The 14,333-nt window shown below is 46.9% G+C and carries 12 protein-coding genes and 1 pseudogene; 4 read left to right on the plus strand and 9 right to left on the minus strand.

Annotated elements, in window-relative coordinates:
• Together EPO18_RS02225 and EPO18_RS02230 are read left to right on the plus strand one after the other, a co-directional pair.
• Positions 1-306: pseudogene (locus EPO18_RS02225) on the plus strand (FHA domain-containing protein); the annotation flags it as partial.
• A 4-nt stretch (positions 307-310) separates the two neighbouring features.
• Complete coding sequence (locus tag EPO18_RS02230) at positions 311-679, plus strand: PilZ domain-containing protein (RefSeq protein ID WP_292429919.1); 369 nt, start codon at positions 311-313, stop codon at positions 677-679.
• A 45-nt stretch (positions 680-724) separates the two neighbouring features.
• On the opposite strand, the gene radA is transcribed toward EPO18_RS02230, so the two are convergent.
• Together radA and EPO18_RS02240 are read right to left on the minus strand one after the other, a co-directional pair.
• Complete coding sequence (gene radA / locus EPO18_RS02235; protein WP_292429921.1) at positions 725-2,095, minus strand: DNA repair protein RadA; 1,371 nt, start codon at positions 2,093-2,095, stop codon at positions 725-727.
• A gap of 5 nt (positions 2,096-2,100) precedes the next feature.
• Positions 2,101-2,613, minus strand: coding sequence for an ATP-dependent zinc protease family protein (locus EPO18_RS02240; RefSeq protein ID WP_292429924.1), 513 nt, complete (start codon positions 2,611-2,613; stop codon positions 2,101-2,103).
• A gap of 129 nt (positions 2,614-2,742) precedes the next feature.
• Here EPO18_RS02240 and corA point away from each other — a divergent pair, with 129 nt between their 5' ends.
• Both corA and EPO18_RS02250 read left to right on the plus strand, forming a co-directional pair.
• On the plus strand, positions 2,743-3,807 hold the full coding sequence (gene corA / locus EPO18_RS02245) for a magnesium/cobalt transporter CorA (RefSeq protein WP_292429926.1): 1,065 nt from the start codon (positions 2,743-2,745) through the stop codon (positions 3,805-3,807).
• Between the two features lie 240 nt (positions 3,808-4,047).
• Positions 4,048-5,103, plus strand: coding sequence for a GGDEF domain-containing protein (locus EPO18_RS02250; RefSeq protein WP_292429928.1), 1,056 nt, complete (start codon positions 4,048-4,050; stop codon positions 5,101-5,103).
• Positions 5,104-5,233: 130 nt separating this feature from the next.
• On the opposite strand, the gene EPO18_RS02255 is transcribed toward EPO18_RS02250, so the two are convergent.
• The 7 genes from EPO18_RS02255 to EPO18_RS02285 form a co-directional block, all read right to left on the minus strand.
• Positions 5,234-6,190, minus strand: coding sequence for a DNA-3-methyladenine glycosylase family protein (locus EPO18_RS02255; RefSeq protein ID WP_292429931.1), 957 nt, complete (start codon positions 6,188-6,190; stop codon positions 5,234-5,236).
• Entirely contained in the window at positions 6,187-6,786 is a 600-nt protein-coding gene (locus EPO18_RS02260) for a methylated-DNA--[protein]-cysteine S-methyltransferase (protein ID WP_292429934.1), read from the minus strand. The genes EPO18_RS02255 and EPO18_RS02260 overlap by 4 nt, the downstream gene beginning before the upstream one ends.
• An 87-nt stretch (positions 6,787-6,873) precedes the next feature.
• Positions 6,874-10,050, minus strand: coding sequence for a type I restriction endonuclease subunit R (locus EPO18_RS02265; protein WP_292429938.1), 3,177 nt, complete (start codon positions 10,048-10,050; stop codon positions 6,874-6,876).
• Between the two features lie 278 nt (positions 10,051-10,328).
• On the minus strand, positions 10,329-10,859 hold the full coding sequence (locus tag EPO18_RS02270) for an REP-associated tyrosine transposase (RefSeq protein WP_292429939.1): 531 nt from the start codon (positions 10,857-10,859) through the stop codon (positions 10,329-10,331).
• A 180-nt stretch (positions 10,860-11,039) separates the two neighbouring features.
• Positions 11,040-11,525, minus strand: coding sequence for a winged helix-turn-helix transcriptional regulator (locus tag EPO18_RS02275; RefSeq protein ID WP_292429941.1), 486 nt, complete (start codon positions 11,523-11,525; stop codon positions 11,040-11,042).
• A gap of 66 nt (positions 11,526-11,591) precedes the next feature.
• Positions 11,592-12,833: an FRG domain-containing protein gene (locus tag EPO18_RS02280; RefSeq protein ID WP_292429943.1), complete on the minus strand. Its 1,242-nt coding sequence runs from the start codon at positions 12,831-12,833 to the stop codon at positions 11,592-11,594.
• Positions 12,830-14,257, minus strand: a complete 1,428-nt coding sequence (locus EPO18_RS02285) for a restriction endonuclease subunit S (protein WP_292429946.1) — start codon at positions 14,255-14,257, stop codon at positions 12,830-12,832. Before EPO18_RS02285 ends, EPO18_RS02280 begins: the two co-directional genes overlap by 4 nt.
• Between the last annotated feature and the right edge of the window lie 76 nt (positions 14,258-14,333).

Consider the following 14,333-nt stretch of genomic DNA (forward strand, 5'->3'; position numbering starts at 1 on the left):
GTAAAATCACTTAATCAGGAAATTGGCGGCGGATTGCAGCATAATTCTGTCGCCAATTTACAAATCATGAACGGCAATAATATTGGTAAAATCCTGCAATTAAAAAACTCTATGACACGGCTTGGCCATAATGGTAACGGCGTTATTGTAATCTCAAAGAGAAAAGACGGCTATTTCGTGTCAGTACTGGAAAACAGCGGCACGATTACCGTAAATAATGAACCTTTAAACGATAAGTCGCTAAAATTAAACACGAATGATGTGCTGGTTGTCGACAACACATCCCTGCAATTCTTTTTGAATTAAACCCATGCAACCATTAGAAAGCAACGATAGCCGTCATTTCCACCGCATTCTTTACACGGCGACAGCCACTTTAAGCTGCGAAGAAAAGACTTGGAACTGTGAAATTACCGATCTGTCCTTAAAAGGCTGTTTATTAGGTTTTGAGTTCCCTTGGGAAGAAGACCCGGAAAAACTCTACACCCTTTCATTACATCTGTCCGAGCAAGCCCAAATTAAAATGGAGCTGGCCCCAATGCATGTTGTTGGCAATAAAGTAGGCTTTAAATGCGCGCACATCGATATAGACAGCATTTCCGAGCTACGCCGATTGGTTGAACTTAATCTTGGCAGCAGCGCCTTGCTGGAGCGGGATTTGTTGGCGTTAACCAGCTAATATCATCAGTTTAAAAGATTAAAGAGTCCATCCGGCGCCTTGCCTTCACATCTCAGAAAGAGTATCCAATGCCTCGGAGAGCGTAGAGACTCCGTGAATTTCCAAGCCCTCAATAGGTTTTTTAGGCGCATTCGCTTTAGGAATAACCGCCTTTTTGAAACCGTGTTTTGCTGCATCATTAAGCCGCGCATGACCGTTGGCTACCGGCCTGATTTCGCCGCTCAAGCCGATTTCGCCGAAAAAGAAAGCATCGTGCGGAATCACTTTATCCCTCAAGCTGGAAACGACTCCCACCACAATGGCTAAATCGGAACTGGTTTCCGTCACCTTTATACCGCCGACCACATTGGCATAAATCTCATCATTTGCGGTAAAAATACCGCCGTGCCGCGATAATACGGCAAGCAGCATCGCCAGACGATTTTGATCGAAGCCCACCGCCAAACGTCGCGGATTGCCGTACTGACATTCGGTCACCAGTGCCTGGATTTCCACCAGCAGCGGCCGAGTCCCCTCCCACAGCACGGTAACTACACTACCAGAAGAAGGTTTGTCCGGCCTGTTTAAAAACATCGCTGAAGGATTTTTTACCTCTTTTAGCCCGGTACTGTCCATCGCGAAAAAACCCAACTCGCCGACGCTGCCAAAGCGGTTCTTATCCGCTCTTAACACCCTGAATCGGGCATCATCGGTAGCCCCCAACATCACTTGCGTATCGACAATATGGCTTAAGGTCATAGGCCCCGCCAGCGATTGATCCTTGGTGACATGCCCCACCATAAAAATCGACACATCATGTTTTTTGGCGTATTGGGTCAAATAGCTGGCCGACTCCCTGACTTGCGAAACCGATCCCGGCGCCGATTCCGTATCCTGGGTATGCATAACCTGAATCGAGTCGATCACCAGAATTTGTGGTTTGATTTCATCCAATACATCACAGATTTGTTGCACCGAGGTTTCGGCCAACATCATGATTTTGTCCGCAGGCAGCTTGAGCCGATGCGCCCTTTCGGCAATCTGTTGCAACGACTCCTCACCGGAAACATACAGCACGCTGACCCCGCGCGCGGCAATATTGGCAATAGCTTGCAGCAACAACGTACTCTTGCCCGCTCCAGGCGCTCCACCAATTAACACCACACTACCGCAGACAATTCCGCCGCCCAGAACGCGGTCGAATTCGGAAATTCCGCTAAAAATCCTCTCCGCCTGGGAAAGATTAACATCCGATAATAATTTGACCTCGGACCGGCTTCCTGCATAACCTGCCGAACTTTTGTTACGCTCTGCCCCGCCCAGCCTGACTTCTTTGATAGTATTCCATTCGCCGCAACTGGTACATTGGCCGCCCCAGCGAGGAAAATCCGCTCCGCATTGCTCGCAGACAAATGCAATCTTACTTTTCTTACTCATACACTCTAAAAAATATCATTAACTGTTGTTAAATCATCCGGGATTATGCGCTTTTCCGGCATCAACAACCGCTGGTATTTAGCTGCGTCGGGGCGGCCCTGCAAATACGATGCGCTGGAGTCGATGATAAATCGTGCACCCATCGCAGTGCGCCCCAGCAACATACGAAAACGCATGCTGTCCCGATTGGTCAGCGTCATTTCAGCTTTTATCACCGACTGCCCCAGAACCAGCTGGGTTTCTATCACATAACGGCGTTGCTTGTGACCGCCGGAATCCGTCACTACTCGACGGTCTTTAACCGCGGCATGGCATTCAATCGCCACATCGCAACGTTTTTGTAATGGATGAATTGCAAACATCACCCAGCGTTGCCCGCCTTTTCGATAAGGCTCGATAGCGAACGCATGTAACGCAGATGATCGCGCCCCGGTATCGATTTTTGCCTTAATCTTCTCAAGATTAAGTTCAGGCAATCCTACCCACTCGCGCCAGCCCAACATCGGTTTGTGTATCATCTGTATAAAGCCTTAATCTAAAAGTTATACTTTAGGCGATCACCGGTCGCCCCTACAATGCAGGTAAAATGTACATCATTATGCTTGAATACAGTAACCGGATAAAATATTTATCAAAAAGGATAAACGATGCCTGAATCACTGAGTTACGCTTCCGAAAAATCGGGCTTACCGCCCGGCTCGCTGGTGCATGTCGGCGAAGTGCATGAACACGAACATAAAATCACCGTCATTGATTACAACAAATCGTCGCTAACCCAACACACCATCCAAACTATTGACGAACTGCTGCCCTACCAGACCACCGACACCATCACTTGGGTGATTATCGATGGCTTGAAAGACGTTTCAATTATTGATGCGATCGGGCAACATTTTAATATTCATGCGCTGATACTCGAAGATATTCTTAACACTCATCAGCGCCCGAAATTCGAGGAATTTGATGATTATTTGTATATTGTGATAAAAGCGATTTCCATAACCGCTGGTGAATTTAATGTGGAATATGAACAGGTCAGTTTATTACTGTTGGATAAATTCGTTTTCACCTTCAAAGAAAAACCGGATGGGATATTCGATCCAATCTTCAACCGGCTTAACAACGGTAAAAGCCACCTCAGGAATCTTGGCACGGACTACCTGACCTATATCATCATGGATACCATAGTCGATGAGTATTTTACTCTACAAGATACCTTCGATGAACTGATTGAAAATGTTGAAGATGAATTGCTATCCGATCCATCGGCGCAAACCTTGAACATTATCCAGAAAATCAAACGTGAATTGATTTTTTTGCGCCGAAGCGTATCTCCTATGCGGGAATTGCTCGCCTCCATTCAGCGTAGCGAATCTCCACTGCTCAATGAAAAAACCAAACGCTACTTCGGCGATATTTACGACCACGTCATTCGCGTGACTGAAGCTATGGAATCATATCGGGATTTAATCGCCGGTATGCTGGACATTTATTTATCCAGCGTCAGCAACAAAATGAACGAAACCATGAAAATATTGACCGTGTTTGCGTCCATTTTTATTCCATTAACCTTTATCGCCGGCGTCTACGGCATGAATTTCGAGTACATGCCGGAACTGAAATTGAAATGGGGCTATCCGGCATTATGGGTGGTATTTATCGGCGTATCGGTATTTCTGCTGAGATTTTTCAAGAAAAAGAACTGGCTTTAATCAGATCAATAAGGCTTATTCTGCAAATCATACTTCTCTTAAAATTTACTGCTTCAGTAAATTAAAGTAAATGCTTAAAGCTAAATGATTTTTGGATGAAATGGAATTTAAGTATCTTGCTGATCAAAAAAATACATACTATTAACTAAAATTGTAAGCTTTTTCTTATATTTCAATTGAAATTATAGTACAGCTGGTTAGAATTGATGTTTTAAACAGTATTTCATTGACGATTAAATAATGATAATCGATAGCATAACTTTTCTTCCCAAATACGATGCCACATTCGAACAAAATGCAGAATATCTCCGGCAAATACTCCCTCTCATGTCAAATAATAAAATTGCCGCCGATCCTCTTAACTTTGCAATTTTTTATGAATACATTATTGGTAGAAATATTCATTTAAACAACGAACTGGATGAACTGCTTGGAAAGCAGACTGTTTTTACGTCTGAATTAAGTATTAAACTCTTTAAAAAACATATTTGCGATAATTCGATCAATTCCCTGGAAAAAATAAACCATACCCTGTTACAGCTAATTAATAAAACAGGTGAAGCCATAGACGCTACGGGTGAAAAAGCCAGTGCGGCAACAATACATTTCCAGAACCAGAGCAAGAAACTGGAAAGTAACCAAGGCCTATCTGAAATCAAAACAGTTTTAGCCGAAATTATCGCGGAAACTCAATATCTAGCCGAAACCAGCAAGACGCTACAAGTACAGCTTGATGAAAGTAAAAGAGAAATGCAGTTTTTGCGCCAAGAGCTTGCTCAGGCACGCGAAACGGCAAAAACAGACGCTCTGACAGGTCTATTTAATCGCCGGGCTTTTGATCAAAAACTTACTGAATATATTGAAACTCATAAACAAAACAATTTTGAACTTTGCTTACTTATTCTAGACCTTGACCATTTCAAACAAGTCAATGATATGTTTGGCCACCAAGCTGGGGATAGCGTACTTCGTTATACCGCAAATCTGATTAAACAACATATTGCCGGACATCATTTTGCGGCACGCTATGGCGGTGAAGAAATGGCCGTTATCATGCCCAACACATCGTTTAACAAAGCTATGGAGATTGCCGAAGAAATAAGAAGCTCATTAGCCCGGTATCCTTTAAAACGTAAGGACAACAAAAAATCGATAGGAAAGGTAACGCTTTCCATCGGTGTCTCAGGCTATAAAATAAATGATTCGATAGAAAGCTTGATCGAGCGCGCAGACGAAGCAATGTACCGAGCTAAAAGTAATGGCAGGAACCAGATAATGGCTGAGAATTTTGGCTAAGTTCAGTTGATATTTCATCGCCATAAAATCCGGCCTGAAGGATGAAAGAATAAAAGCTGCCAGAAGCCCGTATGCACATAAACCCTGTAGTAATGTTCTGCGAGAGTAACTGAACGAAAGAGTTGGTGATTTAAGCTCGGTTTCTTGCGGTTGAATTGCAACGTCGAACTCGGGCTTGGCGAATAGAAAAGGCCCAAAGATGGGCGGCAACCAGCGCACGCCAAGGTGAAAACGGCATCAGCCATTGCTGAGCTTGTTGTTCAGTCATTTTGTCGGCATTGCCCAGCAGCGCTTGCAAGCCGTGCCGCACCGCAACATCCCCATGCAACGATCCATCCAACCAACCGAAGCCGCGCAGCAAGGCATAATTAACGGTCCACGGACCGATGCCGCGTATCTGTAACAATTGCCGGCGAATTTCCTCTATATTCGATGTGCCAATTACGTTTTCCAAAGAGAGCTCCTCGATTTCGATCATCCGGCTTACCACCAGCAAAGTTTGTGCTTTGGTTTGCGAAAATCCGGCTTGACGCAAATCGCTTTCGCTTAACAGGGCAAGCTGTTTTGCATCCGGGTAGCAAGCCAATCCGCTGGAGTGCATTACCCCTGCTGCCTGAATCAATTTACGGCGTATTGAAATTGCGGCGCTAACACTGATTTGCTGACCAGTGATTGCCCAGCTCAAGGCTTCGAAAACAGTCGCTGACGTTGGCACACGCAACCCCGGTTGCTGAGCGATCAACATGCCGAGTTGCGGATGTTGCCGGTAACTTTGCTCGAAGTCTTCTACCTGTTGAGTCAAACCCAACATGCGCCTTACCAAGTTAAACAACGCATCGGCATCGTTTGTAGTCGCTAAACCGTCGATAGCCAGTTCGACATCAGCGCTATTGTTATTGAAACGGATCGTCAGACAGGCGGCCTGATGATTCCAGAGCAAGCCTTTGCGCAAGCTATGACCATCTACAGACTCGGCGACAGCCAAAACATCGCGATTATGAAAAGCCAGAATATCGTCGGCACGGTAATGTTTCGGCAGTTCCAGCGAACAAGTCAGAACAGTATTATTTGATACGGTGTCCATCATGAACGATTTTCCCTACGCAGCAATTCCGATTTACGCTCGACGCCCCAGCGGTAACCGGACAAACTGCCGTCTGTTCTGACAACCCGATGGCAGGGTATCGCGACGGCCAAAATGTTGGTCGCGCAAGCGCCGGCCACGGCTCGGACAGCTTTAGGCGCACCGATGCGCTGCGCAATCTCGGAATAGCTGATAGTTGTACCGGCTGGAATTTCACGCAAGGCTTGCCACACCCGTTGCTGAAAAGCCGTGCCACGCACATCCAGCGGTAAATCCAGCCCCAAAGCCGGCGCCTCGATAAAGCCCACCACCTTGGCGAACATTTGCTCGAAATCATGGTCGGCGCCGATCAGTTCGGCTTGTGGGAACTTGTCTTGTAAATCTCGCACTAAACTTTCCGGATTATCGCCCAAGGCGATTGCACAAACGCCGCGTTCGCTGATCGCCACCAGAATCGAACCCAGCGAGCATTCGCCTAGCGCGAAACGGATTTGACTGGCAGAGTAGCTGGATAGCGTCATACCTACCTGTCCGGATTGCTCATAGAAACGGCTTTTTGAGTTGGAATCCGCATCGTAAATTACCTCACTGTTCGCCACGCACACGTTTAGCCTGTTGGGTGTCAGTCCGCAGCTTAGGCAATTCAAAGCTTTTAGTAAAGCTGATTAATTCAGTCTGACTGCACCTCAGGACGTCCATGAATTCGACAGCGTTTCAGCTTGCTTCATGACAAGCTCAATCGCTTCTGCGGCCTTATCCGGCGGATACTTGTATCGCTGCAAAGTCCGCCGAACCAGTATCTTGAGCTGAGCACGGACACTGTCGCGCACCTGCCAATCGACTGTCGTGGATTTACGCAGCTTTTCGGTGATTTCTACGGCTATTTTCTTTAAAGTTTCATCACCCAATTCACGCACAGCGCTTTCGTTATTCGCCAGCGCGTCATAAAAGGCCACTTCATCCGGCGTTAAGCCCAACGCGGCTTCATGCGCCAAAGCCGCCTGAAAATCCTTAGCCATTTGAATCAACTCTTCTATGACCTGCGCCGTTTCGATAGCGCGGTTGTTGTATTTGCGTAGCGTTTCTTGCAAGCGCTCGGCGTATTTTTTCTCCTGCACCACGTTATTGCGCGTTTTGGCTTTAATGCTATCGTTCAGCAGTTTTTCCAACAACTCAACGGCCAAATTACGTTGCGGCATGCGCCGGATATCCTCCAAAAACTCCTCTGAAAGCAAGCCGATATTGGGATTATCCAGGCCGCACAGCGCAAACACGTCAGCTACACCTTCGGCAATGACCGCGTTGTCCAGGATTTGCTTAAGCGCGGAATTTTTCTCTTCCTGGGTGCGCTTTCTATCAACGGTCGTGAACTTGGATATAGCCGCCTTGATCGCCGCATAAAACGCGATTTCCTTGCGCAGCTCTTTGGCTTCATCGAGCGTGCTGCACAGCGAATAAGCTTTAGTAGCAGCCAACACCAGATCGAGAAAGCGCTTCTTGCCGTCTTTCAAGCTAAGCACATAGTTGGCCGCCGGCACCAACAGCTTATGCGCCTGGGTTTCATAGCCGCTCATATCCAAACCTTCGGCTTGCGGCGTCTTGGCAAACAGGCCGCGAATCGCATCCATTTTTTCCGCCAAAACGGCATAAGCTTCTTCGGCACGCAAGGCCGGTTCGCCCTTCCCTTTGGCATCGGTATAGATTTTCAGCGCCTGTTTTAATTCATTGGCAATGCCGATGTAATCGACTACCAATCCGCCCGGTTTGTTCTTAAACACCCTGTTGACCCGAGCAATCGCCTGCATCAGGTTATGGCCTTTCATCGGCTTGTCGACATACATGGTATGACAGCACGGCGCATCAAAGCCGGTCAGCCACATATCGCGCACAATCACCAACTTCATCGGGTCGTTCGCATCCTTAAAGCGCTTTTCCAAACGCTTCTTGGTCTGCTTGTTGTAGATATGCGGCTGCAATAATGGCCTATCCGACGCCGAGCCGGTCATCACCACCTTGATGACGCCTTTTTCCGGATCGGGATCATGCCACTCGGGGCGCAGCGCAACAATTTCATTGTACAAATGCGCACAAATATCGCGGCTCATGCCCACGATCATCGCTTTGCCGTCCATGCTCTCGGTGCGGGTTTCAAAATGCGCGACCAAATCGGCAGCGACTTGTTTCAGCCTCGGCGTCGCGCCGACCAGTTTTTCCAAACGGCTCCATTCGCCCTTGGTTTTTTCGCGCGTGCCGACATCTTCGTCGTCTTCGACCAGTTCCTCGACTTGCTCGGATAGTTCGTTAATTTCGGCGTGATTCAAGTCGAGCTTCGCCAAACGGGACTCATAATAAATGGGCACGGTTGCGCCATCGTCCACCGCATCCTGAATGTCATAGACGGACACGTATTCGCCGAATACCGCGCGGGTATCCTTGTCTTCCTGCGCAATCGGCGTGCCGGTAAAGCCGATAAACGACGCATTCTTCAACGCATCGCGCATATGCTTGGCGTAACCGTATTTATACGCGCCCTCCTTGGTCAGCACGGCTTTCAAACCGTACTGGCTGCGATGCGCTTCATCGGACATCACGACAATATTATGGCGGCCATTCAGCAAGGGATGCACCGCTTCATCATCCAGCAACGCAAACTTTTGCACGGTGGTAAAAATAATGCCGCCCGATTCGCGCTCTGCCAGCAGGCGGCGCAGCTCGTCACGGTCATTGGCTTGCACCGGCGTTTGTTTTAACAGTTCCTGCGCATTGCAAAACGTCGCATACAGTTGCCCATCCAAATCGTTGCGGTCGGTTACGACCACCAGCGTGGGGTTATTCATTTCCGGTTGCTGCAATAATTTACCCGCGTAACAGCACATCGATATGCTTTTGCCTGAGCCTTGCGTATGCCAAACCACCCCGGCTTTTTTGCTGCCGGGTATTACTTCGTCGCCATAAGTAGCGCGTTTTTCAGTGATGCCTTGAATGTCCTGCGCGGCAATCACAGTGGCTTTGACCGCTTCGCGCACCGCATGAAACTGATGATAACCGGCGATTTTCTTGATGATGGTTTCACCGTCGCTTTCAAACAGGATAAAAAAGCGCAGGTAATCCAGGAATAACTCGCGCTCGAAAAAGCCGCGCACCAATGTCTCCAACTGCCACTCCAGCAGCGGCTTGTCATCTTCGTGCTTGATGGTGCGCCAGGGCAAGAAGCGCTCTTGATTGGCGGTCAGCGAACCCACGCGGGCGGTGTAGCCGTCACTGACCACCAACGCTTCATTGAACACAAACAAATCAGTGATTTCGTCTTTGTAAGTTTGCAGTTGGTTAAACGCATCCCAAATATCGGCGTTTTCATCGCTTGGGCTTTTAAGCTCCAGCACCGCGAACGGAATGCCGTTGATAAAGCAGATTACATCCGGCCTGCGCGGCTGTTTGCTGCCGGTTACGGTAAATTGGTTAACCGCTACAAAACGGTTTTGCTTCACGTTATCGAAATCCAGCAAAAACGCATGATCGTAAACTATATCCTCCCTCTCCCCGTGGGAGAGGGTCGGGGTGAGGGCTTTGTACTCAACCGAAATCCCTTGCAACAAAAAACGATGGAAACCGCGGTTATTGGTCAGTAAATCCAGGCTTTCCGGTTTGCTGAGCTTCGCCAATACCTGCTCGAAACAACCGACCGGCAAATGCGGATTGATTCGGGCAAAAGCCGCTTCCAAGTCGGCTTCCAGTAGGATTTTACGGTAGTCGCTACGCATCGGGTTATCGCTATCCGGGGCAATGTCCGGGCCGTAAACGACCTCCCAGCCATTATCCCTGAACCATTCCAGACAGAGGTTTTCCAATTGCTCTTCGTTCATTGTTTATATTCCGTTTTGTTTAATTCTCTGTGTAGCCACGCATTAGACGATGTACAGACCTTCCTGGTTTTAAAAACCTGGAAGGTCAACCAGAAACACCTCGTTCCCACGCTCCCGCGTGGGAATGCATACGGCCCTAAAGCCCGGCAATGATTTGTTAAACGCGATGAAAAATATTCTGAGTTTGCAAAGCATGTGCGGCAGACTTAGCCTCGGTCTGCATTCCCACGCGGGAGCGTGGGAACGAGGCGTGCTCTCCATGCGAATGCACGCCCATCTCACCATAACTTACAAACGTCCAGCAAGCCGTCCTCTCCTGCATAATTTCTGGCGCTGGAATAGCGCCAATGCTCAGGCTTGTCCACATATCCGCGTTTTACAGGATTTTGGTGGATATAATCGACTTTCTGACGCATCATCGGATCCGACTGAATCAGCTCAGGGTGAACACCCTCCTGCCAAAACTGATAGCCTCGGTCGATTTTATGGGCTTTTTTATAAAAAGCGAGCTGGTCAAGAATCGTCTTAACATTATTTTCACCAAGAAAAACAATCAATTGCTTGGCTGTATAGGATTTAAACCGCGCCATATCTCTGTCCAACTGAGGACTCTGTGCCACGAGATGCAAATGATTTTCAAGAATCACGTAAGCATACACTTTTAAGCCCTCTGCACTCAGGTGACGCAATGAATCGAGCACAATATTGACCGTATCCGGACGGGTAAACACGGGTATCCAATGCAGCACAGTTACCGTCATAAAATGCGGCAAACTTGGATCGGTAAATTCATAGCGGCTTCTACCCATGTATTATTCCCTTTTATGCTTTCGCCTTAAAAGCTCTGTTACTGTGTTGAATGCAGGGGCTGACTTGACGCTGGGTATGCATTCCCACGCAGAGCGTGGGAACGAGGTGCACAACTTGGGGGCTATCTTGAGGGGTGTCATGGGGGCTATTTGTCTCCTGAATACCCGCGATACATCGTTTTACTCATCCGCCTGCCCTCCGGCATTTACAATGTGCCAATAGCCGCCCTTGTCAGCGCCAACCCGTGTTAACAGACCTGCTTGCTGTAACTTCTGTAGGTGATATTTCACGCCATCCGAAGTAATGTCTCCCAGCGCTTCGGCAATATCCCGCCTCGACGCTTGGGGATTGTCTTGTATGAACTCCAGAATGGCCTGCTGCTTGGCGGCAGTTTTCTGGGTAGTTTTCCGGGCGTTGGCCTGTTCCACCCTCTCAATCCGCAACAAAGTCTGGTCGTAAGGTTCGAAAGTGTCCGTCAGCTTGACCTTAAAGCCAACATTTTCCCAGGCATCACGGATTTTCGGCAGGCTTGAACCTGCGCGTTCGCCCAAGCCCAACATTAAAAACATCTGCTGCAATGTGCGGTTGCGGCAATCGCTTAAAGCCAGCTCTGCCGGAACCTTCAACACGCAGGGGTTGCGGAACTCAGATCGCATCCGAGACATAAACAACATCCCTGCTATTATCCATGAACCAATCAGGACAGAGCTTTTCCAATTGTTTTTTGTTCATCACTCTATACCTTCCGTTTTGTTAGTTTCCACTCTCAGAATATTGTTGATAATGAAATCCCGGGCTGATTCCGGATACCCCAACTTTCTAAGTAAAACTCGAGTTTTCGCCTTGATCTCTGCTTGCAATGATTCACGTTCTTGCCAATCTACCAATTTGCCCCTGACCAATACTTTCGACAGTTCTTCGGCGATTAATGCTATACGGCCAGGTTCGACACCTTGGCTTTCGGATGGTTGTTTCAATAAGTCAGTAACAGATTGAACCGACAAAGAGTCAAGCATTGGAACAGAGGTTTCAATAATCTCGTTGTCTTTTGGTTGGTCTTCTACATGCTGCATCTGTCTTTGCGTATTTCTATACCGCTCAATTTCCGTCATAAAGATATTACAATAATCGGCAGCACCAATGAGATCAGGAAATAAACTGGCATGGTGCACGTTCATGCGACGTAAGTGCTTTAAGCACTCTTGCTGCTGTTCATTTTTGATATAAATTTTACAGATATATTTGGCGAAAATAGCGGCCTCTTCACCTTCAGTCGCATTTTCTAGCTCATCATCAGGAAACGCTTCATCGCCCAACACTTCTGCCAACTTATTCTCAATAGTCGCGTCAAAAGGCGAAAAGGTAAACAAACCCGCTTGGCTGACCAATCGACCATGGTCATCTTTTTTCGGCTCAAAAACGCGGATGTCTGGACACAACTTGTTATCAGCGACAAAACTCTTATTCAGTATATATAAGGCACGGTAAGGATTGTCTTTTTCATCTTCCTGATCCTCTTTACAGAAGGCAAAAAACAAGGCCACATAAGGTGAGTAAGTCCAATCCAGAAGCGGTGTCATCAATCCATGGTGCTGCCCAATTGACCAGAGCTCGTCATCTTCCTTTTCGTTTTCATCATCCAACAACGAATGGTCTTTAATACGTCCCCGGATGGCCTTGCGAAACATTGCTAATTGTTCACTAGCGAGCTTTTCTGTAACAATACCGGAAGACGTTAAACGCCCTAGAGTTGGTGTCATACTCCAGTCGTAGCGGCGATGACCGCGAAATATCAATTGGGTATCTACTTGATTAAAAAATGGGCTTTCTAACAAATCCGCATAATCGCGCCAATGCTCTATCCGGGTAACAGGGATACGGCCACTAAACTCATCGGCAGTAATGTCGAAACTACTTTCTGGCGATGTGCTATTCCAAAGCGGTATTTTTTGCCAATAAGAAATATCAATCATACTGTCATCTCATCTACAACCTCAACCACTTGGCTTAGGTCCATTTCACCGGAAAGGAGTTTAGGGAGGAGAGTATCGCGGAGTTCACTGAGACCAATATTTTGATTCAACCTATTTTCGATTTCTCGAAATATTGGCTGAACCCTTTTATCAAACTCTTTCAGCAACTCCACACTAGGCTTAACAATTTCTGCTCCTGAGAAAGTACTGGTATTCATATTTAACGTTGCACTTCCACCACTAGCCAGGTCATGAAACATTTTTTCTAGCGTAAGCATGTAAAAATACAGATAGGATGTATAAAATCGAAATTTGGGAATTATGCTGTTAATTTGCTGATTCGTCTGGCTTTCTTTAGTTGTAATAACTACCTTACCAACCGTGGCTATACAACTAACACAAATACTACCGCGAGGAAGCATTTTTTTAATTTGTGAAGCTGCACCGATTTCACTCAAATGCTCAGTTGGTGATACGACAAACATTGAGCTATGCATGTCAGGTATTTTTATAAAAGGTATATCTTGTCCAAACATCTCTGATTGCGTTTTAGATGGTGTTTTACCACAAACAATTTGACCAAAAGTTTTTAGCAGCTCAACACCCCACCCCACCGGTATCTCGCCCAACTCCGAATCCTGCATGGCTAAAGGGAATAAGGCGGTGGTTTGGGCAAGCTCAGCGTAGGCGTCGGGTTGTTCGGTTTGCAGTTGAGTTAACGTTGCTTCGTCTTTACCGGAAATCGCACACATGGCAGCGCGTTCGGCTTCCTCAGCGGTTCCGCCTACTTCTAACACCGCCATTTTAGCTTTGACCGGCTCAAAATCGACAAACCAGCTTTTAAAGATCGCTTGGGCAATGGCTTCTAAGGTTTGGTTGGTTTGGGTGTTGACGTCAATTTTGAGATCAAGAATTTCTAAATTATCAGCGATAGACTTTTGCACTGAAATAGGCGGCTTACAAACCTCTAAAGATTCGATCATTCCTTTAGTTAATGCATTACGCGTTGCGCCGATACTTGCAATGGACAGCAACAAGTTTTGCATCGTAGGCGAAACCAATAAATAACGCAGGTATCTTGAGTCAAACTTTTCTGGATTAGGACGTATTATTGCAACGTGCTGATTAACTCTTGCGGGTAAGTATTCATTTTTGGCTAAACAAACACGAGCTACAGAATCGCCGGTTATATTGAGCAAAATGTCATTTTCTTCAACTACGACATTTTTTAATTTATCGGCAGACTCTTGTGTTATATAGACTAAACCATTCGGTTTAAATCCATCATTATGAACATTCTGACTACGAATAAGGCAAATCTCGCCTTTTTCGAGGTAGACGTTAGCTCCTCCATTAGGTGTTGAACCACTACCGACTTTTGTACAGAAATCACCAAGTCGCACCACAGGCCAATCAGCATCCATAACCCAACCCTACCAAATTTTGCGCTAGTTCCCAAGCTCCAGCTTGGGAATTCAGTGCAGGAAGCTCCAGCTTCCC

Source organism: Methylobacter sp., assembly GCF_004322395.1.
Classification (GTDB): Bacteria; Pseudomonadota; Gammaproteobacteria; order Methylococcales; family Methylomonadaceae; genus Methylobacter_A.

Bases quoted from the DNA above. Each gene is read 5' to 3' on its own strand.
- EPO18_RS02240 (WP_292429924.1), bottom strand. From the start codon at position 2,613: ATGATACACAAACCGATGTTGGGCTGGCGCGAGTGGGTAGGATTGCCT.
- EPO18_RS02285 (WP_292429946.1), bottom strand. From the start codon at position 14,257: ATGGATGCTGATTGGCCTGTGGTGCGACTTGGTGATTTCTGTACAAAA.
- radA (WP_292429921.1), bottom strand. From the start codon at position 2,095: ATGAGTAAGAAAAGTAAGATTGCATTTGTCTGCGAGCAATGCGGAGCG.
- EPO18_RS02280 (WP_292429943.1), bottom strand. From the start codon at position 12,833: ATGATTGATATTTCTTATTGGCAAAAAATACCGCTTTGGAATAGCACA.
- EPO18_RS02265 (WP_292429938.1), bottom strand. From the start codon at position 10,050: ATGAACGAAGAGCAATTGGAAAACCTCTGTCTGGAATGGTTCAGGGAT.
- EPO18_RS02275 (WP_292429941.1), bottom strand. From the start codon at position 11,525: ATGTCTCGGATGCGATCTGAGTTCCGCAACCCCTGCGTGTTGAAGGTT.
- EPO18_RS02250 (WP_292429928.1), top strand. From the start codon at position 4,048: ATGATAATCGATAGCATAACTTTTCTTCCCAAATACGATGCCACATTC.
- EPO18_RS02255 (WP_292429931.1), bottom strand. From the start codon at position 6,190: ATGATGGACACCGTATCAAATAATACTGTTCTGACTTGTTCGCTGGAA.
- EPO18_RS02230 (WP_292429919.1), top strand. From the start codon at position 311: ATGCAACCATTAGAAAGCAACGATAGCCGTCATTTCCACCGCATTCTT.
- corA (WP_292429926.1), top strand. From the start codon at position 2,743: ATGCCTGAATCACTGAGTTACGCTTCCGAAAAATCGGGCTTACCGCCC.
- EPO18_RS02270 (WP_292429939.1), bottom strand. From the start codon at position 10,859: ATGGGTAGAAGCCGCTATGAATTTACCGATCCAAGTTTGCCGCATTTT.